The 20,247-nt window shown below is 58.7% G+C and carries 22 protein-coding genes; 9 read left to right on the top strand and 13 right to left on the bottom strand.

Annotated elements, in window-relative coordinates:
* Positions 1–98: 98 nt before the first annotated feature.
* The 4 genes from ISN39_RS12800 (at position 99) to ISN39_RS12785 (ending at position 3,926) form a co-directional block, all read left to right on the top strand.
* Entirely contained in the window at positions 99–485 is a 387-nt protein-coding gene (locus ISN39_RS12800; protein ID WP_194727748.1) for a hypothetical protein, read from the top strand.
* A 157-nt stretch (positions 486–642) separates the two neighbouring features.
* A complete protein-coding gene (locus ISN39_RS12795) occupies positions 643–2,481 on the top strand; it encodes a DDE-type integrase/transposase/recombinase (RefSeq protein WP_194727747.1) in 1,839 nt (612 codons plus the stop codon).
* A gap of 23 nt (positions 2,482–2,504) precedes the next feature.
* Complete coding sequence (locus ISN39_RS12790; protein WP_194727746.1) at positions 2,505–2,888, top strand: hypothetical protein; 384 nt, start codon at positions 2,505–2,507, stop codon at positions 2,886–2,888.
* 45 nt (positions 2,889–2,933) lie between these two features.
* Positions 2,934–3,926 carry an ATP-binding protein gene (locus ISN39_RS12785; RefSeq protein WP_194727745.1) on the top strand — a complete coding sequence of 331 codons (993 nt, stop codon included), beginning with the start codon at positions 2,934–2,936 and terminating at the stop codon, positions 3,924–3,926.
* A 328-nt stretch (positions 3,927–4,254) separates the two neighbouring features.
* On the opposite strand, the gene ISN39_RS12780 is transcribed toward ISN39_RS12785, so the two are convergent.
* Genes ISN39_RS12780 through ISN39_RS12765 form a run of 4 tightly spaced genes read right to left on the bottom strand, consistent with a single transcriptional unit; the run spans position 4,255 to position 6,966 of the window.
* On the bottom strand, positions 4,255–4,527 hold the full coding sequence (locus ISN39_RS12780; protein WP_194727744.1) for a hypothetical protein: 273 nt from the start codon (positions 4,525–4,527) through the stop codon (positions 4,255–4,257).
* A 19-nt stretch (positions 4,528–4,546) separates the two neighbouring features.
* A complete protein-coding gene (locus tag ISN39_RS12775; protein WP_194727743.1) occupies positions 4,547–6,184 on the bottom strand; it encodes an IS66 family transposase in 1,638 nt (545 codons plus the stop codon).
* A gap of 45 nt (positions 6,185–6,229) precedes the next feature.
* Positions 6,230–6,577: an IS66 family insertion sequence element accessory protein TnpB gene (tnpB, locus tag ISN39_RS12770; RefSeq protein ID WP_194727742.1), complete on the bottom strand. Its 348-nt coding sequence runs from the start codon at positions 6,575–6,577 to the stop codon at positions 6,230–6,232.
* A complete protein-coding gene (locus ISN39_RS12765; RefSeq protein WP_194727741.1) occupies positions 6,574–6,966 on the bottom strand; it encodes a transposase in 393 nt (130 codons plus the stop codon). Before ISN39_RS12765 ends, tnpB begins: the two co-directional genes overlap by 4 nt.
* Before the next feature lie 111 nt (positions 6,967–7,077).
* Here ISN39_RS12765 and ISN39_RS12760 point away from each other — a divergent pair, with 111 nt between their 5' ends.
* On the top strand, positions 7,078–8,400 hold the full coding sequence (locus ISN39_RS12760; RefSeq protein WP_194727740.1) for a hypothetical protein: 1,323 nt from the start codon (positions 7,078–7,080) through the stop codon (positions 8,398–8,400).
* Positions 8,401–8,474: 74 nt separating this feature from the next.
* The gene (ftrA, locus tag ISN39_RS12755; protein WP_194730180.1) at positions 8,475–9,440 is read left to right on the top strand and encodes a transcriptional regulator FtrA; all 966 of its coding nucleotides are present in this window, start codon (positions 8,475–8,477) and stop codon (positions 9,438–9,440) included.
* A 181-nt stretch (positions 9,441–9,621) separates the two neighbouring features.
* Here ftrA and preA read toward each other — a convergent pair whose 3' ends face one another.
* From preA to ISN39_RS12735, 4 genes are all read right to left on the bottom strand, one after another.
* The gene (gene preA / locus ISN39_RS12750; protein WP_194727739.1) at positions 9,622–10,935 is read right to left on the bottom strand and encodes an NAD-dependent dihydropyrimidine dehydrogenase subunit PreA; all 1,314 of its coding nucleotides are present in this window, start codon (positions 10,933–10,935) and stop codon (positions 9,622–9,624) included.
* A gap of 12 nt (positions 10,936–10,947) precedes the next feature.
* Complete coding sequence (locus ISN39_RS12745; RefSeq protein ID WP_194727738.1) at positions 10,948–12,309, bottom strand: NAD(P)-dependent oxidoreductase; 1,362 nt, start codon at positions 12,307–12,309, stop codon at positions 10,948–10,950.
* A 397-nt stretch (positions 12,310–12,706) separates the two neighbouring features.
* The gene (locus ISN39_RS12740) at positions 12,707–13,660 is read right to left on the bottom strand and encodes a sensor histidine kinase (RefSeq protein WP_194730179.1); all 954 of its coding nucleotides are present in this window, start codon (positions 13,658–13,660) and stop codon (positions 12,707–12,709) included.
* 238 nt (positions 13,661–13,898) lie between these two features.
* A complete protein-coding gene (locus tag ISN39_RS12735) occupies positions 13,899–14,693 on the bottom strand; it encodes a response regulator (protein ID WP_074069246.1) in 795 nt (264 codons plus the stop codon).
* A gap of 270 nt (positions 14,694–14,963) precedes the next feature.
* Between ISN39_RS12735 and ISN39_RS12730 the strand changes: the two genes are divergently transcribed.
* From ISN39_RS12730 to ISN39_RS12720, 3 genes are all read left to right on the top strand, one after another.
* Positions 14,964–15,170 (top strand): NepR family anti-sigma factor, encoded by a 207-nt coding sequence (locus tag ISN39_RS12730; RefSeq protein WP_074069245.1) that lies wholly within the window; start codon positions 14,964–14,966, stop codon positions 15,168–15,170.
* 10 nt (positions 15,171–15,180) lie between these two features.
* Positions 15,181–15,735 carry an RNA polymerase sigma factor gene (locus ISN39_RS12725; RefSeq protein ID WP_022717008.1) on the top strand — a complete coding sequence of 185 codons (555 nt, stop codon included), beginning with the start codon at positions 15,181–15,183 and terminating at the stop codon, positions 15,733–15,735.
* Between the two features lie 222 nt (positions 15,736–15,957).
* Positions 15,958–16,479, top strand: coding sequence for a cupin domain-containing protein (locus ISN39_RS12720; protein ID WP_194727737.1), 522 nt, complete (start codon positions 15,958–15,960; stop codon positions 16,477–16,479).
* 12 nt (positions 16,480–16,491) lie between these two features.
* Here ISN39_RS12720 and ISN39_RS12715 read toward each other — a convergent pair whose 3' ends face one another.
* From ISN39_RS12715 to ISN39_RS12695, 5 genes are all read right to left on the bottom strand, one after another.
* The gene (locus tag ISN39_RS12715; protein ID WP_194727736.1) at positions 16,492–16,893 is read right to left on the bottom strand and encodes a hypothetical protein; all 402 of its coding nucleotides are present in this window, start codon (positions 16,891–16,893) and stop codon (positions 16,492–16,494) included.
* A 9-nt stretch (positions 16,894–16,902) separates the two neighbouring features.
* Positions 16,903–17,253 (bottom strand): DUF883 family protein, encoded by a 351-nt coding sequence (locus ISN39_RS12710; RefSeq protein WP_194730178.1) that lies wholly within the window; start codon positions 17,251–17,253, stop codon positions 16,903–16,905.
* A 143-nt stretch (positions 17,254–17,396) separates the two neighbouring features.
* Positions 17,397–18,191, bottom strand: a complete 795-nt coding sequence (locus tag ISN39_RS12705; protein WP_074069242.1) for a heme ABC transporter ATP-binding protein — start codon at positions 18,189–18,191, stop codon at positions 17,397–17,399.
* A gap of 12 nt (positions 18,192–18,203) precedes the next feature.
* Positions 18,204–19,319 (bottom strand): iron ABC transporter permease, encoded by a 1,116-nt coding sequence (locus tag ISN39_RS12700; RefSeq protein WP_194727735.1) that lies wholly within the window; start codon positions 19,317–19,319, stop codon positions 18,204–18,206.
* Position 19,320: 1 nt separating this feature from the next.
* Positions 19,321–20,247, bottom strand: a complete 927-nt coding sequence (locus tag ISN39_RS12695; RefSeq protein WP_194727734.1) for a hemin ABC transporter substrate-binding protein — start codon at positions 20,245–20,247, stop codon at positions 19,321–19,323.

Genomic DNA, 20,247 nt, shown 5'->3' with positions numbered 1-20,247 from the left:
ATGAACTCAGGGCGGAACTGCGCCGCGGTGCCCCGCTCTGGGAACTGGCGTTGAAACCGAGGACGACCATAACTCCACGGTCGAGGTGCCGCAGGATAGTGATCGAAGTGAAGCGCGATAACGACCCGCGTCTTGATGACCCCTGGTATCTGACCAAGCTCGATCTGGCTGGCCAAATCTACGCGCGTCTTGGACAGCCTTTTCTGACGGTCCGCAGTGATGAAATCCCAAGTGAGCTACACATCCGTCTGAAGAGAATTACTGATGCTCGGCACACAACGGTCACGCTGCGGGATTTCGACGTTCTGCGTTCGATTTATCTGCGCAGGCAGATGCGACTTACGTATGCCGAAGTCGTCCAGGCTTTGGGGGGCGGTCCGGTAGGCTTTGCAAAAGTCGCCGCGTTCCAAGTCCGTCGGGTTCTTTCAATCGATCTCCGCGATGAACTCGGGGATGACAGCCTGATCAACTTCCCGGGACGGTGATGATGCCAAAGCTCGCGAGAGTAAGGAAAAGCTGTGACCTCCGGATCGGTGCCGCAACACTGGCTCGACCCGTTTTCGCGGCTCGGATGATCAATGTCGATCTGTCGCCCTTGACCCCCAACCCCAACGTCCCCGCATTCGAGATAGGCCGTACCTGATGGCAAAAATTGTCGACGCAAACGAAGGAGATGAATACAGCATCTCAGACCCGGACTTGGCGGGCCATTTCAAGTTTGTTCGAACGAATGGCGATGGGTCGATTGTTCTACGCGATCGTGAAACGGGCAAGGAACGGGTCGTTTCCTATGCGTCATTTACAATCATGCGTGGATTGGGTGTTGCGATTAGAACGGTTCGCAAAGGCGTTCCGACGTACACAGATGCACTCGGCTCCTATCATTTGCTCGACGCGGATGACAAAGAAATCGGCAAGAAGGAGCGCCAAAGGCGTCTTGCAGCGGCCAAGAAAATAGTGCGAGCGCGCACTATTCTCTACTTTCTTAAACAGTACGATGCGGCGCCCGATGTAACAACCTACGGACCAAAGCTCGGTCGGTTTCTGGATCAAACTGCAAGGCGGGCATGGGATGAGTATCGGTTCGAATGGAGAATTTCTGAGAGCCAGTTTCGCATCTTTTTGAATTACTTTGGTGAGCCCGGAAATCGGACCCTCGGACAGATCCTGGCCACTTCAGGAAAGCATCGGGTTAGCCGTTGGCCAGACTGGATGGACGAACTGAAGTCAAAGATGATCGAGCTGTATTGGTCGGCACGCTCGGTCACAGTCGATACCGCTCGCAATTTCTACATCACGAAGTTTGAGGAAGAACGGAAGAGAAGAGGTCTTACTCTAATCAAGCCACCCGCCCCAGAAACCCTTAACGGATGGATGCGGGAGTCTGAAACCCAAGACCGGTACGCTAAAAAATATGGCAGCCGGAATGCCCATAAACGGCATGTCGGCACCGTGGACAGCATAAAGGCCTCAAAGCCTCTTGAATATGTCGTCCTCGATCAAACGCAAGTCGACCTATCGCTGCAGGTGACTAATAGCAAAGGCGTCGTCGTCGGCACGATGCGAGCCTACTTGGTTTACGCGCTCGATGTTTATTCCGGAATGGTTCTCGGCTTCTTCCTGACATTCGAACCACCCTCGGTCTACAGCTTGATGAAGTGCATAAGGCACGTCTTGCGGCCGAAGGCGGAACTCGAGGAGCGCTTTGGGCTATACAAGGGTGCGACCGACGGCTGGGGAAAGCCGGCCGTCCTTATTTTGGACAATGGACTCGAAAACATCGGTGTTTCCTTGCAGACCGTCATGGAGGGCGTAGGCATCGATATCGAATACGCTGCTCTGCGAACGCCAGAGCACAAAACGAGGGTGGAACGCATTTTCGGCACCACCAATGGTCTGTGGCATCAGTTACCGGGAGGACGGCCAGGTGGTTTAGACAAGCGTAAGATGCCTGACCACGATGTTCGCGAAGATGCCGAGTACACTCTTCCGCAGGCAATGCGCAAACTCAGCGAATTTATAGTGTGCTCATACCACGTGGAGCGCCCGAAAGGCGGCAAAGCACCTGCAAGGAAATGGGCGAACGGTATTGTCGAGTATGGAAGGAACACGGTTGACGACGTGAACGTCCTCGACCGGAAGATTGGCCAATACGGCCGCGCAGTTCTGACCACAAGTGGCATTAAATTGATGGGAGAGGAGTACCATGAGCAAGCCGTCACTTCGATACTGATACGGGATATGGCGCGGTTCGCGAAAAAGCGCGAGCAGCGCGCGCCCGGACAGTCGATCGTTCTAAGGGTGAACACCTTTCGCGATCCGCTCGATTGCTCCTTCTTGAACGTCCTCAATGAGGGGACCGGACAACTGATGAGGATAGGCATCGCTACCCCGTGTCGACCAAGGGCTTGTCGTTCGAGATGTCAAAGCAGCTTCGTCGCTATGCGAGAGAAGAGGACCTTGCATTCCACTCCGACATAGAGCGGGCTCAGGCGCGCTGGAAGATGCTGGAACACCTGGAAGAGAAATTGGGTGAAAGGAAGAAGAATAACCGAAAGGATCTTCGTAGCTATCACGCAGAAGCGCTCACGTTGGTTCCTGGCGACGAAGTCGTCGAGGTTGCGGTCGATCCTTCCGTTACTGGAATGAACGGACCTAACATCCCCAATACCGCGCCGGTGACGCTGCGCCGAAATCACGGTCCCGCACCCATCGGGCCGCGGCGCGGCGGCACCTCAAAGAAATCAACCAAAAGCTCCGTTGAAAAAACTCGCAATGAGGAGCGCGCATCGTCAGCGGCTCAAGATACTCCGCACTTCAATGACGACTTGTCGCCACATTCCATCCTTCAGGAGGCGGATCAGTCCTCGATGGTGGTGGAATATTGAAGAATACATGCGGCGGCGTGCTGCAGAGAAGGGGGGACGTTGGTGATGGATCTGGTGAGATCAAAAGGGCAAATAGCGGCTCGGTTTCTTGCCATGCGCATAGACCACCCGCGCGCGGATTTAGTTTATGAAACTTTCGACGCCATGCGGGAAGGAAGGCGACTTACGCCCGGTAGAAACGAGATGGTCGCTGGAACTTACTTCGCCGATAGTGGCTATGGAAAATCTACCATCATTCGAATGTACCTTGAGCGGCAGGTCGTAAACGAGTGTTACGAGCGCGGACTGTTTACCCGAAGTACGCCGCGCGAACGAGTAATGGATAGGCAGAGGTTGGTGCTCCACGTGAGCCTTCCGTCGAATACCAGAATGAAGGGCCTTATGCAAAAGCTGCTTAGCGCTCTTGGAGACCCTCGGCCCGACTCAGGGCCAAATGTAGATGCGCAGATATACAGTGCGGAAAAGTTAATGCGGCAACATAAGGTGGAGTTACTTATTATCGATGAAGTCGATCACCTCCGGGTTCCACCTCCACGAAGCACCACAAAGCGTGATGAAGCCACCTCGGTGCACAACCACCTAAAGAGCCTGTTGATAGCGGGATACCCAATCATGTTCGTCGGGATTCCTGAAGCACACGGTAAGCTTTTCAGTGAAGATCAAATGCTGGAGCGGGATTTATACCCGATCAGTCCAGATGCGCTCGATTATGCCAACGAGAAGGACTTCAAGCTGCTCATGGACTTTGCAGCCGATCTGGGGATCATCTTGAAGGAAAAAGGAATTATGCGCGAGTGGAGTGATTTCCTGAGTGGCGACACTTTGCAGTGCTTTTTTCTGGCGGGAAAAGGGCTACTCGGATCGATGGTGCGCCTTCTGTGGAAGGCGGCCGAGATCGCTTTCGAGGAAGGCGCTATGCGCGTCGAACGTACACACCTCGAGAGGGCTACTGATATGTTCGCGATTCGCAAAAAATACATCGATTACAATCCTTTCAGAGAAGGACCCAGGTCAACGATGCCGCTAAAAAAACACTGAGTTCAAGGAGGGATGAAATGCCAAGCGGAGTGAAGAAAAACGCCGCTGATTACGACGCGGGCGAACTATCGTATCCCGTCAGGTTAATGCCAGGAGAGGGGCTTGCTGACCTTCTGTTTCGAGCTTCTGCCGAGAACGGCTATGTTAGGACCTCGGTGGTGATGGCTCTGGCGGGCTTGAGTGGGCAGAAGCTCACGCATTTGGCACTCGCCGGCAAAGCGATTGACCCGCAGCGGATCGCTTTCCTCATCTGCTACAATGGCGGCCGCATAGTTGATCTCAGAGATTTCCCGCAGCCTTCGTACCCGTCCGGTGAAGGCCGCAGCAGCTACGGCTCCGGCGGTTTGATAGCGGCAGGCTTGGGTGGAGCGTCACCCATTTCTCTACGTACATTGACGATGTGCTGAAGATTATCGATTCCGTCTTCAGTGAAGACGACGATGGTTTCGCTCAGTTCAGATGCCGGATAGGTGTCGTAGGCACTCAAGCGTCCATCTTCTGAGAACATCTCGATAGAGCAATCGTGGAGAAAGTCCTCGTCCTCGTCGAGCATCTCAGCCACATATTTAAGGGTGTAGAGCGTGGTGTTGCGGTATCCCATCGCCGATCCAGTCCTTTGATCACGCCGCCTTTTCGGCAATCGCCCCCACGGCCGACCAATTCCAAGGGAGCAGTTGCTCCAACTTAGTGATGGGGGTGTCGGCGATGCGGGCGAGCACGTCGGCGAGCCAAGCTTGCGGATCAATGTCGTTGAGCTTGGCTGTCATGATCAGCGTCGCCATGAAGGCGGCGCGATCCGCACCCCGGTCAGAGCCTGCAAAGAGCCACGCTTTTCTGCCGAGAGCAAAGCCACGCAGGGCCCGCTCAGCAGCATTGTTGCTGAGGCAGATGCGGCCGTCGTTGAGGAAGGACGTGAAGCCCTCCCAACGCTTCAGCATGTAATCGATGGGCTCGGTGACCGGTGAGCTGCGCGACAGCTTTGTTCGTTCAGAACGAAGCCATTCCTCAAGCTCGTCGACGAGAGGACGACTGTCTTGTTGCCGTCGTGCCAGTCGTTCACCGGCAGATAAGCCATTGATCTCGCGCTCGATGTCGAACAGCATGTCGATGCGGCTGACCGCTTCGAGCGCAGCCGGCGAGATCGTTGCTGCGTTCTTTCCCCGTTTCGCATTAGTGGCAATGTCGGCAAGCACAAAAAACTTGCGACGGGCATGCGCCCAACACAGCGCCTGCGTCAGCGGACCTGGATTGCGATCCACTTTGAACAGGGGATTGTAGCCGCCGTATGCGTCTGCCTGCAGAATGCCGGTGAAGGTCTTGAGATGCCTCTCGGGATGCTCCTGGCGACGATCTCGCGAGGCATAGTAGAGGGCTGCCGGTGGCGATGTTCCGCCGAACGGCCGGTCATCCCTGACATAGGTCCATATGCGGCCAGTTTCGGTCTTTCCCGTCGCCAGGATCGGCACCGTGGTGTCATCGCCGTGCAGCCGCTCGGCAGCCAGCACATGTGCCTCGATCAATCCATGCACTGGCTTCAAGACCGCGGCGCAAGCGCCAACCTGGTCGGCAAGCGTCGACAGGCTGAGATCGATGCCCTCGCGGGCATAGCGCTCACTTTGCCGGTTCAGCGGCTGATGCTGACCGAACTTCTCAAACAGGATCATCGCCAGCAGGTTTGGCCCGGCAAAGCCACGCGACGTCACATGGAAGGGCGCAGGCGGCTGAGTAATCTTCTCGCATTCGCGGCAGGAGAATTTCTCGCGCACCGTCTGGATCACCTTCCACTGGCGCGGGATTACCTCCAGCGTCTCAGTGATGTCCTCGCCCAGTTTCGCCAGCCTGGCCGAGCCACAGCACGGGCAATTTGTCGGCGCGGCAATGACGACGCGCTCGCGCGGCAGATGCTCGGGAAACGGTTTGCGCGATGGACGCTTGCGCTCGAAGGCCCTGACTGTCGATGATCGTGCCGCCATCTCTGCCGCCAGTTCGTCTTGGCTGGCGTCGGCTTCCAGCTCTTCGAGCTGCAATTCCATCTGTTCGAGAAGCCGGGCCTTCCGCTCCGAGCGGCTGCCATGGATGTCGCGCTTGAGCTTCTCGATCTCCAGTCTCAGCCGGGCGATCAGCGCATCGGAATGCGAGTTCACAGCTTGCGCACGAGCAGCAACGGCCTCGGCTTCACGACGGGCGGCACGTTCCGCGAGGATCATCGCGTGAGCGCTGGCAAGGTCGTCGGGAAGCTGATCGGCCGCGTCGGTCATGACGAGATGGAATCATATTCGCTCCCGTCATGCCAGCGGTTTTGCTCATCCAGCCGACGTCGGCCGCCAGGTTTTTTGCGGCATCCGCCAATCGATGCCTTCGAGCAAATAACCGAGCTGCGCCGGCGTAATCACCAGCGTGCCATCGGCCGCCGACGGCCATAAGAAGCGACCCCGTTCCAGCTTCTTGGTGAACAGGCAGGCACCCTGGCCATCATGCCAGATCACCTTGATCAATCCACCCTGACGTCCGCGGAAGCAGAACAAATGGCCGCTGTGAGGATCGCGCTTCAACGTCTCCTGCACCATCAGGGCAAGGCCGGGAAAACCCTTTCGCATGTCCGTGTAACCTGTTGCCAGCCAGACCTTCACGCCGCTCGGAACCGGGATCATCGCCGCTCCAGGATATCGAGGATCCGAACCAGGGCTTCGGTGTCAATGTCACTCTCGACGCGAAGGCGCCGGCTGCGGCCAAGCTCGATCGTCACGATGCTCGTCTTCTTGCGCGACCGTGCAGGCGGGGCCGTTTCCACCGCATCAGGCGCTGGCAAGCTCGCGACAACTTCGACAGGGATAAACCGTGAGATTGAGGGCGCCGATACCTGGCACAGTTCCTTTCGCCAGCGGAACAACTGGCCGGAATGGATACCAGCAGATCGCGCGATCTCCGACACGCTGGCTCCTGGCTCAAACGTTGCCGCGACCAGCCGCTCTTTATCCTCCCGAGACCAGCGCCGACGTCGCTCGACCGATGTGATAACCTCAACAAGCTGCTTTGTCATAAGACTATCCCTAGTGCTTGCACTAGGACTTGCAGTCTTCAGCCCTCTTCAGCAAGGCGGCCGTCACCGTGGGGATACCAGCCTTCTGTTGAGGTTGATGACGAGGAAGCCTTGCGATTTTGTATTGCGCTCATCGATCCGGCTGTAAGGGTTGCTGTGTTAGACCTCTCGAAGGTACCCGATGCAATTCGAGCCTTCGGCCCGGGCGCTGTCTTTGAACTGATAAGCAACATAGCGCGGTTATTGAGCCGCTACCGGGAGCAAGGATCAGCTAGTCGCGACCTCTTGCTACAGTACCGGACGCCATTCCCTGACGATATGGCGAAGGCAACGCGGGCGGTGATGTCTTGGCCGGAGGGGCTTAATCTGCTCCATGAAAGAATGCTCAACGACCAGAGAACCAAGTCCGCAACAACCGGCGAAAAACAAAACGCCCGCGTACATCCGCCTATACGTGAAGTCGTGTCTCTGCTTGATAGAGACTTTCAAAGGCTACTACTTTCCAAATCTCATGAAGAGCGGCGGCGTCTGGCCTTCAGATCGCTTGCCTCAATAACAGCGCAGTCCGATTACGCCGGCACGCACTTCAAGCTTTCAACTTCCCCAATCTTTCGTTCAGGCGGCACTAACGGATTAAGGCGCGCCAATGGCGTTACCGTTTTGAGCCGCCAGGAAGATGCTTACGTTAAACTTCCGGATGCTAGATACGTGATGCTTTCAAGTTCGAAGACAACTCGGTCATTCGCTAAGCATTCCGGTATTCCGCTTCCTTTTCTCGTCGACTTCTTTGCGGGGAACTTCATTGAGGTTTTAGATCATGCCATCGATCCTTATCTTGGGCGCAGCCACAGACCCCCTGAAGTGCCTTTCGAAAAACGCATTCTATTACGTGCATCGCATCGAGAAATGCCCTCGCTAACGCTGCCATTGGGCGCTGCTCTGACTGCTCTATCCGGTCGAAGGATCAACCCCTTCGTGGTGACCTTGGACGCTATGTTGCAAGGCTCTTTGGAGTTTTGGCACGCGCAAGAAAAAGGCCCACTCATGACACGCTTGCGCGTGCGAGATTTTGATAAGCTACGGTCAATACTCGAAGTCGCCGAGGTCGCAGGACATTTAGATGACCTCCCTGTAGAAAATCGCACTGCGTGCGTGGTTATGGGTTTGGGCTACAGCGCCCTGGTGAGGTTGCACAATACCTATCTACTTCAGCGAGACCTCAGTATGAAGAATTTGTGGTTGTTTCATGAGATGTTCATCATGGCGCCCGAAATTACGCGTCGCGCTGCGATGAATGGGCACTTGTTAAAACACCATAAAAAGTTCGCCGGAGAATTGAAAGTCTACCAAGGTGTTGGGCGAGGCACGGCAATGATTTATGAACGGCAAGTCGTTGAAGGGCATTTCGGAGAACGCTTGGCTTGCCGGGCTTAGATGATCCCGGGCGCTGGTAGAATCAGTTTAACCCTAGGCGATAGAATCGATTCTTCATTCGTCGGTGAAGCAAAATCAACTGTGTAGTAGAACGGTTTCGGCCGGTACCGATATATGACGGGCTATGCACTTTCGAATTCGGTATTGCTTACGAAGTCTTCGGTCTTCCACGTCCCGAAATGGGCGAGGGCTGGTATCATTATTCGGTCTGCGGCGTCGAACCGGGGCCGCTCCGTGCTGCGGGCGGATTGAGCGTTTCGGTCGATCGGGGCCTGGAGGTTCTGGCCGAAGCCGATCTCATCGTCGTGCCGGGCTGGCGGTCGATCGATGCGCCGGTGCCGGAGCCGCTGATTGATGCGCTGCGTCAGGCTCATGAGCGCGGTGCCCGTATCATGTCGCTCTGCTCCGGAGTTGCCGTGCTTGCCGCTTCCGGTCTTTTGAGCGGCCGGCGTGCCACGACGCATTGGCGCTATGTCGCGTCGCTCGCAGCGCGCTATCCGCAGATCGCCTTCGATGCGAACGTTCTCTACATGGACGAGGGCAGTATCCTGACGGCCGCGGGCAGTGCGGCCGGCATTGATCTCTGCCTGCACGTCGTGCGCGGTGATTTTGGCGCAGAAGCCGCAAACAGTGTGGCGCGCCGTCTGGTGCTTCCGCCGCATCGCGAAGGCGGGCAGGCGCAATTCATCAGCGCGCCCGCGCTCGAAGAGCGGGAGGGAATACGGCTCGGGCCGCTGCTCCAATGGATGCGGGAGCGGCTGGACGAGGAGCAGTCGATCAGCCTGCTGGCGCAAAAGGCGGGCATGAGCCTGCGCACCTTCCAGCGCCGCTTCGAAACGACGACGGGCCTCAGCGTGGGCGAATGGCTGCTCAAAGAGCGGCTTCGCCACGCCCGCAATCTCCTGGAAAAGGAACTCGCCGCATCGCTTGACGATATCGCCGCCGCCAGCGGCTTCGGCACACTGGCGACGATGCGGCATCATTTCCGCAAGCGGCTCGGGACAAGCCCGAGTGCCTACAGGAAGTCGTTCGGGGTTTAGTTGCGGGGCGCCATGTTGCTGCCCCTCACCCTCACCCTCGTATGCGGGGAGAGGGTACGTACCATCCTCAAGGTCGAATGCCCAAACGGTGCGGCATACTTCCTTCTCCCCGCCTGCGGGGAGAAGGTGGCGGCAGCCGGATGAGGGCATCGCCGCAGTCTTGCGAGGTCGCGACCGCCTTCTACTCTGCCGCCTGTCTTGCCATCGGATTGTTCGGGTGGGTCGTCCAGTTGGCGTAGTTCGGGTCGACGGGACGGCCCGTGCGCTTGTCAAGCGCGCCGGCGGGCAGGGCTTCCAGGGTGATGCAGTTTTCGACCGGGCAGACGTTGACGCAAAGATTGCAGCCGACGCATTCGTCTTCCATCACCTCGAAATGGCGTATGCCGTTGACGAACTGCGTGATCGCCTGATGCGAGGTGTCCTCGCAGGCGATGTGACAGCGGCCACATTTGATGCAGGCGTCTTGGTCGATCTTCGCCTTGGCGACATAGTTGAGGTTCAGATACTGCCAGTCGGAGACGTTCGGAACGGCGCGGCCGGTGATATCGTCGAGCGACCTGTGGCCCTTGGCGTCCATCCAGTCGGAGAGCCCGGTGATCATCTCCTGCACGATCTTGAAGCCGTAGGTCATGGCCGCGGTGCAGACCTGCACGTTGCCGGCGCCGAGCGCCAGGAACTCGGCAGCATCGCGCCAGGTGGTCACGCCGCCGATACCGGAGATCGGCAGGCCGTAGGTTTCCGGATCGCGGGCGATCTCGGCCACCATGTTGAGCGCAATCGGCTTCACCGCCGGGCCGCAATAGCCGCCATGGCTGCCGCGGCCATCGATCGACGGTTCAGGAGAAAACGTGTCGAGATTGACTGCGGTGATCGAGTTGATGGTGTTGATCAGCGAGACGGCGTCCGTACCGCCGGCCTTGGCGGCGCGTGCCGGCTTGCGGATGTCGGTGATGTTCGGCGTCAGCTTGGTGATGACCGGCATGCGCGTGTACTGCTTGCACCAGCGCACGACCATCTCGATATATTCCGGCACCTGCCCGACCGCCGAGCCCATGCCGCGCTCGGACATTCCGTGAGGACAGCCGAAATTGAGTTCGATGCCGTCGGCGCCGGTTTCCTCCACGAGCGGCAGGATCGCCTTCCAGGCGTCTTCCTCGCAGGGAACCATGATCGAGGCGATCAGGGCGCGGTCCGGCCAGTTCATCTTCACCTGCTTCATTTCGCGAAGGTTGGTGTAAAGGTCGCGGTCGGTAATGAGCTCGATATTGTTGAGACCCAAAAGGCGGCGGTCGGCGCCCCAGATCGCGCCGTAGCGCGGGCCGTTGACGTTGACGACGGGCGGGCCTTCCTCGCCGAGCGTCTTCCAGACGACGCCGCCCCAGCCCGCTTTGAAGGCGCGCTCGACGTTATAGGCCTTGTCGGTCGGCGGCGCGGAGGCGAGCCAGAACGGGTTGGGCGACTTGATGCCGACGAAATTGTTGCGGAGATCAGCCATTGTTCATTCTCCTCACGCGACGACGACGGCTGGCTGCGCACCGGCAGCAAGCGTACGGTTGATGGATTCGGCAGCATCGCGGCCTTGCGCGACGGCAGATACGGTCAGGTCATCGCCGCCGAAGACGCAGTCGCCGCCCGCCCAGACGCCGTCGAGCGAGGTGCGGCCTTCGCCGTCGATGGCGATCCGGCCGGATTCCATGCGCAGCGAACCGAGACCGGATGCTTCAAAGGTCTGGCCGATCGCCTTGAAAATCTGATCGGCGGCGATGACGCCGGTTTCGCCGGTCGTGACGAGACGGCCGTTGGCGAGCTTGGTATATTCCACCTCGATCGCGGCGACCTTGCCGTCCTGCGACAGGATTGACTTCGGCGCCAACCAGTGGCGGATGATGACGCCCTTGGACGTCGCGAGGTCCTGCTCGAACTCCGAGGCGTTCATGTGCTCCTTGCCCCGGCGGTAGCAAATCGTCACTTCTTCGGCGCCAAGCAGTTTGGCCTGAACGGCCGCATCGATGGCGGTCATGCCGCCGCCGAGAACGACGACGCGGCGGCCGACGGCAACGTCCGCCTTGTTCGTGGCTTGACGGAGACCGGCGATGAAATCGACCGCGTCATCGACACCCGGCAGGTTCTCACCATCGACGCGCAACGCATTGACACCGGCAAGGCCGATGCCGAGGAAGACGGCGTCGTACTGAGACTGCAGATCGGCAAGCGAGAAATCACGGCCAAGCTGCTGGCCGTGGCGGACTTCGATACCGCCGATCGAAAGCACGTAATCCACTTCCTTCTGGGCAAAGTCGTCGACCGTTTTATAAGTGGCGATACCATATTCATTCAGGCCGCCGGATTTCGACTTGCTGTCGTAGATGGCGACGTCGTGGCCTTTCACCGCAAGGCGGTGAGCGGCGGCAAGGCCGGCCGGGCCGGCGCCGACAACGGCGATCTTCTTACCGGTCGAGGCGGCGCGTTCATAAAACTGCCTGCCTGCCTGAATGGCCGTATCAGTCGCGTAACGCTGAAGGCGGCCGATCTCCACGGGCTTCTCCTCTGCGGTATTGCGCACGCAGGCCTGTTCGCAGAGCTCTTCGGTGGGACAGACGCGGGCGCACATGCCGCCCAGGATGTTCTGGTCGAAGATCGTCTTGGCCGAACCGATCGGGTTGCCGGTTGCAATCTGACGGATGAAGAGCGGGATGTCGATGGAGGTGGGACAGGCCGTCATGCACGGCGCATCATAGCAAAAATAGCAGCGGTCGGCGGCCACCAGCGCCTCATGCTTGTCGAGGCGCGGATGCAGATCGGAAAAATTAGTTTCATACTCGGCGGTCGAGAGCCGGCCGGAATGAATCCCAGTTTCCAGTCGTTCCATTGAAGTTCCCTCATTATTGGTAAACGGCTAGTGAGGGAAAGCGTAACTCAGGATAAAAAATTTATCAAACGGTAAAATTTTGAAACGTATATTCGCATAAGTATTTGTTTTTGTTATTTTAAGTCGCGCCGTGGAGCACCTGTGCCCATCATTCACGAAGGCAGCCATTCGCCACGTTGCAAAAAAGATTCATAAAAATTCAATTTTTTTCGGATCCGGCGGAACCAAAGGTCAACGCGGTCGTTATTGCGGCATCCGGATGATGATCGCATCGACCCAACATGCGCGCCCCCAACCCATCATCCGGATTACTCACGGTCCCCTCCCGATGAGTGAAAACAGCCAGTGCGCCGCCCTCGCACTGGCTGTTTTTTGTTCTGGCCAGCAACGGCGAAACTCAGGGGCGCTTGAGGATTTCGAATTCCGTCTCGGGGATCTGCAGGTAATATTCGATACGGCCAGGAACGAGCCGGAGCTCCGCCTTGCCGCTCATGGACGAGGGAACGACGCGTTCCAGCACGGTCTTGCCGAAGCTGTTTTCACTGAACTCGTGAATCTCTGTCCGGTTCGGCAGGATTTCCACCCAGGCGATCTCGATCGCCTTCTTGCCGTTGTGCTTCGCTTCCTTGCAGTTCAGGGTGATCGAAGACGCGCCGCCGGCAATTGCGCCATAGGAGGCCGAATTGACGATCAGCTCATGAAGCGCCAATCCGAGATGTACGGCGGCATTTGGCGTCATATGCGCATTGATGCCGAAGATCGGCATGGAACCTGCCGTTTCCGGCCAATAGGGTGCGAACTGCTTTTCCGCAAGGTCGAAGAGATAGGCGCCGCGCCAGCTGGAATCCGTAATCAGATCCTGCGAGTTGGAAAGCGATTGAAGGCGACCGCGGAACTTTGCAAGGAAGCTGTCGAGCGACAGCGTATTGCGGGCCGTTTGCGTCGCGATGCCCTGAATGATCGCGAGCAGGTTCTTCGAGCGGTGCGACAGTTCGCGCAGCAGCGATTTCAGCACTTTTTCACGGTGTCGCATCTCGGTGACTTCGGAGATGACCGAAAGAATGCCGAGCGAGCCGCCGTTATTGATGCGCTGTACTTTGAGTTCGTAGGTCCGGACCTCGCCATCGACGTCCATATCGATCTCGGCATTCGTCGCCGTCCCGGTTTCGAGCACCTTGAACTTGAGTGTCCTCAGATAATCGCCGTGCGCCTTGCCGAAGAGGTCGCTGTCGCTGCCGCCGGCGAAAAACAGTTCGGCGAAATGGCGGGGAAGATTTTCGGCGTAGGAATGTGTCAGGGTGGAATCCTGGAAGAGAATCGAAATTCCGGCGCTGCTCAGCGCCCGCTCCATCATCGCGGACTTGCCCTCCAGCGCGAAAGGCTTGCCGGTTAATGGTTCTGTCGTATTCACCAGGCCGCCTTTCCTTCGATCCTTCTTGCGCAGCTGGAAAGAGGTTGCCATTTCAGGAACCCCGCTGGTCATATTATGACCAAGCGTTGGAGAAACCGTTAAAGCTGTTGCCGGAGCGGCCCAGCTAGCTGGGAACGCCTCGCTATTGGCTTTGTTCCGTCGCTTTGACGGTTCAGCTTCATGCCGCAACCTTGGTGGATTCATTGAAGAATAGCGCCTGGCTGATCAAAGCCTTGACCATGTCTGGATTGAAGGGCTTGGTGACCAGGAACGTCGGTTCCGGCCGCTCACCTGTCAAAAGGCGCTCTGGAAAAGCGGTGATGAAAATCACGGGCACGCTTGATGTCTTCAGGATGTCGTTCACGGCGTCGATGCCGGAACTGCCGTCGGCAAGCTGGATATCCGCAAGGACCATGTTCGGCTTGGTCTTGTTGTAAAGAGCCACGGCCTCGGAATGCGTGCGGGCGATTCCGGTCACCTTGTGGCCGAGGCTTTCGACCATCTGCTCGATATCCATCGCGATCAGCGGTTCGTCTTCGATGATCATGATATCGGTTGCCACCTGGCGCGAGATCTCCTGCGAGGCCTTGTCGAGCAGGCTCATCACTTCCTGGTCGTCGGTCTCGAGTATGTCGGCGATTTCGCCGACGCGGAAATTCTCGACCGACGCGAGGATGAAGGCCTGGCGGGCAAGCGGCGAGACCTTGCTGAGGTTTACGGTCGCACGCTGCTCCCAGGCGTAAGGCGACGCCGGCTCGGGAATCTGGATGGCAGTGGAACCAAACAGTTTCGTGAACAGTTTGTAGAGTGCGACGCGGTCGTTCTCGGTATCCGGGAAAATGGATATATCGGCGATGATCGCTTCCAAAACTGCGGCAACGTAAGCATCACCCGAAGTCTGGGTGCCGGTAAGCGCGCGGGAATAGCGACGCAAATAAGGAAGATGCGGCGCAATTCGAGTAGAAAGTGTCATTAAAAACTCCCGTCCGTAGGCCATAACTGGCTCTAATGCAGTGGAAACGTCGCGCTATTAAAAAAGTTCCAGTATATGCGGAACTTTTTTCACAGCCTTGCATTATGGTGGCGACGAATGAAGGGCGTACCGCGATTTTGAGCCTCGATAAACCGGCAAGTATCTGAGCACCAACCGCCTCGAGCGGCGGAGGGTGCTGTTGGCATATCACGCCGCAGCGCAAACGTATCGTCCATTCAGACAAAGACAACGGCGAGAAGCGACGAGTTTATGAAAAAGCAGCAGAACGAAGAACAGAATCAGCGGCGGCTGGAAATGCGCGCGAGCGATATCCTCGATCCAAACAACCAGATCGGCGTCAAACTGCGGTCCCTTTATGCGGCGGCACAGGACGAGGCGATCCCCGATCGTTTTCTCGATCTGCTCGAGAAGCTGGACCAGGCTGAGATGATGGCTTCGGCCAAACTGGCCGAGTAAGGGCGAGCTGATGGATAAGGCTAAACCAAGCTTCAAACGCGAACTGCTGGCGGCTTTGCCGAGTCTGCGTGCATTCGCGATTTCGCTGATCGGCCGGCACGATCGCGCCGACGACTTGGTGCAGGACACCATCATGAAGGCCTGGGCAAAACAGGATCACTTCGAGATGGGCACCAACATGAAGGCCTGGCTTTTCACAATCCTGCGCAACGAACTCTATAGCCAGATGCGTAAGAGCGGCCGCGAGATCCAGGACAGCGACGGCCTTTTCACCGAATCCATGGCGATGCATCCGGCGCAATACGGCGCGCTCGACCTGCAGGATTTCAAGAAGGCGCTTGACCAACTGCCGCCGGATCAGCGCGAGGCGATCATTCTCGTCGGCGCATCAGGCTTCTCCTACGAAGAAGCCGCGGAGATCTGCGGATGCGCCGTCGGCACCATCAAGAGCCGCGTCAATCGTGCGCGCCAGCGGCTCCAGGAACTTCTGCAGATTTCCGGCGAAGCGGATTTCGGCCCGGATTCGACGTCCGCGCCGCTGACGTCGAAGGCCTTCGCCTTCTGATCCACGCGTTGAATGGGAGGAAAAGGCCGGCTGCCTCAGGCGCCGGCTTTTTGTTGTGCAAGAGATGAAGACTAGCCCTGAAAACTTGGCAGCAAATATGCCGGTGGCGCCGCTGCGCAGGATGCTTGACGATTGAGGCGCGGTCACTAGCTGTTTTCATGACCGGTGCTCGTTGCGGATTTGAGCGTGGCTTGCGGGCATGGGCTACCCGAGGAGCAACTCATGGACAGCAACGAACGCCCACCATTTATCACCCACTGGCGCAATATCGAGCGACCCGATGAGCCGCATTATTCAGGACGCGATGAACGCATGAGCATTGGCGCGCCTTTTGGCCGGGCGTTCAGCCTTTCGAAACTCGGCATTCATCATGAGCGGTTGCCGGCCGGCCGGCGCACATCGCTTCCACATGCCGAAAGCGCGGAGGAGGAATTCGTCTTCGTTATTGAAGGATATCCCAACGTGTGGATCGATGGCCATCTGCATCGGCTCGCACCTGGCGACGGCGTGGGGTTCCCGGCTGGCACCGGCATAGCCCATAATTTCATCAATAACACCGAGGAGGAGGTCCGGCTGCTCGTGGTCGGAGAGAGACACAAGCCGGAGAACCGTATTCACTATCCTCTCAACCCGGAAAGGAAGGAGCTGATTGACGACTGGTGGGACGATTGGCCGAAGCGGCCACTTGGCCCCCATGATGGACTTCCGGACCGCATTCGGAAAAGTGCGAGCGAAACGGGCTAGAGGTCAGGATCCCTAGTCGCGGTGTTTGGAGCCCATCAGGTTTGTTGCAACGAGCGCGGCAAGCACGCCAGCCGTCAAAAGCGGCTGTGAACGGACAAGGCTGATGCCGACGGCTGCCAGCGACTCGATCGCCAGGCGGCGCTCCTGCGCGCGACGCGCTTCCTGTGCGTTCATGATCTTCATGACGATCAGCACGACGATGCCGATCAGCAGGGCGCATGCCGCAAGAAAGAGCGCAGCACCCACCGCGCCGTAGATGCCCGCGAGCCAGATTGTCCCGGCTGTGACCGCAAGCACATAGGCGCTCAGAAGGAAGATTGCGGCGAGCACAATGAAAATACCGTTGCGCTTGGTTCGCGCAACGGTCCTGTGAAAACTGTTTCCTATCAAAAGGCTGAGGATCGGAAAGAGCATCGATCCTCCTTAGCGGCGTGCGAGGAGCGCGAGCACGAGGCCGAAGGCGGCCGCCGCACCGATCGTTGCGATCGGATGCCTGCGTACCGTATGGCGAACTTCTTTTGCGCCGCGCAGATAGCTCTCCTGCAGATCGTGGAGGAGGTCTTCGCTGCGGCCAAGGAGTTCGTCATAGCCAGCAGCCGCCTGATAGCGGAGCTTTTCGCCGCGCCGTCGCGAATTCTTTGTAACCAGCTTCGTCAGGGTCGCGATTTCGTCGCGCAGGCTTTCGATCTGATCCTCGATTGTGGATTCGATGTCATGAAGCGTACCGTTGCCATGGCGCCGGCCGCGAATGGACGGGAGGATGGAAGCCATGATGCTCTCCTTGGCATGGGCGCGCGCAAAGTCGCGGGCCGGTTTCAAACGAGGTCAGCACCGATCATTGCAATAAGTCGTATCGCCCGGCATTGATCCAAATCATCGACACGACAACGCGCTGGCCAATCAAAAGTTCCGGCGGTTCAGCGGCCGGCAAGCGCGCTGTGAGCCAGGACAAAGGGTGTTGCGTCCATCGGAACCTGATTGATGCGCAGCGGGCATCCGAATACAGATTGCATGCGCTCGTCGGTGAGCACGTCGCTGACGCTGCCGGCAGCGGCTAGTCCCCCGGCTTTCATGAGGACGATCTGGTCCGCGAAAAGAGCGGTCAGGTTGAGATCGTGCATGACCGCGATCACGCCGCCGCCTGCATCGCAGAATTTCCGCGCAAGGCTCATGATCGTCAGCTGATGGCTTATGTCGAGGCTGGAGACCGGCTCATCGAGCAACAGCCAACAGGGTTTTCCGTCCGCGACCGGCTCGCAGATCTGGCACAGCACGCGCGCGAGCTGGACGCGCTGCTGCTCGCCGCCCGAAAGCTCCTGGTAGAAACGGCCTTCGAAGCCTCCGAGGTCGACGGCGGCGAGCGCCCGTGCCGCGATCTGCTCTGCCTGTTCGGGGTGCAGGTTCAGCCCTGTCGTCAGTCCCATGCGCACGACCTCGCGCACTGTGAAGGGAAAGGAGATGGCGCTTGCCTGCGGCAGCACGCCGCGAATGGCGGCCAGCTGCCAGGGTTGCATTGTCTTGACCTCTTCGCCGTTGATGCGCACGGAGCCGTCGCAGGAAAGCTCGCCGGAGATCGCCTTCATCGTGGTCGTCTTGCCGGAGCCGTTCGGTCCGGCAATCGCCGTCAACTGGCCGGCCTTCGCCGTAAAGCTGACGTCATGCACGATTGACTTGCCCGACAGGCGGACCGAGATGCCGGAAAGTTCGATCATCGAAATTCACTTTTAGAGCGCAAGCCGCGAGCGCTGCCGCAACAATATCCAGAGGAAGAAGGGTCCGCCGACTGCAGCCGTGATAATGCCGATCGGCAATTCGGCGGGCGCGACGATGGTGCGCGCCAGAACGTCGGCGAAGATCAAGAGCGAGCCGCCGAGGAGAGCGGAGGCTGGCAGCAAATAGCGATGGTCGGGGCCGATGATCATGCGCAGCAGATGCGGCACGACAATGCCGACAAAACCGATACCACCGCTGACGGCAACCGATGCGCCGGTTGCGGCGGCAACGGTTACGATCGCGATATTCTTCAGCCGCTGAACCGGGACGCCCATATGAAACGCGGCCGCTTCACCAAGTGTTATGGCATTCAGTCCGCGCGCCATGAAGGGCAGGACTGCGAAGGATGCCAGAATGATCGGCGCGGCGGCGGCGATCTTCATCCAGGTTGCACCTGCGAGCGAGCCCATGGACCAGAACGTGAGATCGCGAAGCTGCTGGTCGTTGGCGATATAGGTCAGCAGACCTGTCATCGCACCCGTCAGAGCTCCGAGCGCGATCCCCGCCAGCAGCATCGTAGCGACCGAGGTCTGGCCATTGGTCGTTGCGATCCGGTAAAGCAGCACCGTCGTAACAAGGCCACCGCCGAAAGCTGCAACCGGCAGGGTATAGATGCCGAGCAGCGCAAGGAATGGCATGGCGATCGTTCCGCCGAGCACGATCATCACGACGGCGCCGAAGCTCGCTCCGGACGACACGCCGACGAGGCCGGGATCGGCAAGCGGATTGCGGAACAGTCCCTGCATCACAGCGCCGGAGACGGCGAGCGAGCCGCCGACGAGAAAGCCGAGGATGGCCCGCGGCATCCGGATGTCGAAGATGATGATCCGGTCGCGCATGTTGAGCGCCGCCTCCGAACCCGCCACGTTTGCAATCACGTCGACAATCGAGGCATCCGAGGCGCCGGTCGTCACCGAAAATAGCAGCGAGAAGACGGAACCCACCACGAGCAGGCCGATCACGAGGAGCGCCAGCCGCCCTCGATCGCCTACCTCGCGGTGCTCGCGAAGCGCGGCTATCGAAAAAAGTGATCGTTTCTGTCCCGTCATGGCGTCCAGCAGAGCCATCTTAGCCCCCGTAGATGGCCGCGTTCAATTCGCGGACGGCGCCTGCGGTGCGCGGACCGAAGCCGAGCAGGTGCAGGCCATCCATGCGGATGATGGCCTTCTTCTGGGCCGCGGGGGTCAGTGCGAGCGCCGGCTGCTTGAAGAGGTCGTCGTTGGCCGCCGCGTGACTGCCCTGACGGTTCATCATCAGGATCACATCGGGCTTTGCCTCGACAATCGCCTCATCGGTCACCGGCTTGTAGCCGGAGAAGCTGCCGACGGCATTGATGGCGCCTGCGAGCTTGATGATGCCATCAGCCGCCGTGTCCGTGCCGGAGGCCATGATCTTGCCGCCCTGCGTGCTGAGGATGAAAAGCACGCGCTTACGCTTCGCTTCCGGCCGCTTGCCGGCATCGGCGATCGCGGCATCCAGATCGGCGCCGACCTTGGTTTCCAGCGCCTTGGCCTTGTCGGGCACCGCAAGCAGTGTGCCGATCTTGTCGATCTTCGTCAGGATACCTTCGCGATCGTAGGTATTCGGAACCGTCTCGAACGGCACGCTGGCGTTCTTGAGGACGGTCAGCGCTTCCGGCGGGCCCGATCCTTCGACAGCGATGATCGCGGTCGGGTTGACGGCAAGGATGCCTTCCGGCGAGAGAGCCCGCATATAGCCCACGTCCGGCAGCTTCATGGCCGCTTCGGGATAGGTGCTAGTGGAATCGCGGGCGATGAGGCGGCTTTCTTCGCCGAGCGCATAGACGATTTCCGTCACGTCGCCGCCGACGGCGACGAGGCGCGAGGTGTCGATCTTTTTCGGTTCCTCGGCCTGCGCCGCCCGGATGAAACTATGCTCCGCGGTTGCAGCGGGCAGCAAAGGCAGTGCCATGACGGCCGCCGTCAGCGTCAGTTCGCAAAGCCGGCGGCGGCGCAAGTTCGAAGGTATTTTCAT

Origin of the sequence: Rhizobium sp. 007 (genome assembly GCF_015353075.1) — a bacterium.
In the GTDB taxonomy this organism is placed as follows: domain Bacteria; phylum Pseudomonadota; class Alphaproteobacteria; order Rhizobiales; family Rhizobiaceae; genus Rhizobium.
Note: the sequence above shows the minus strand (reverse complement) of the source record. Positions and strands in the feature narration are given on the sequence as shown.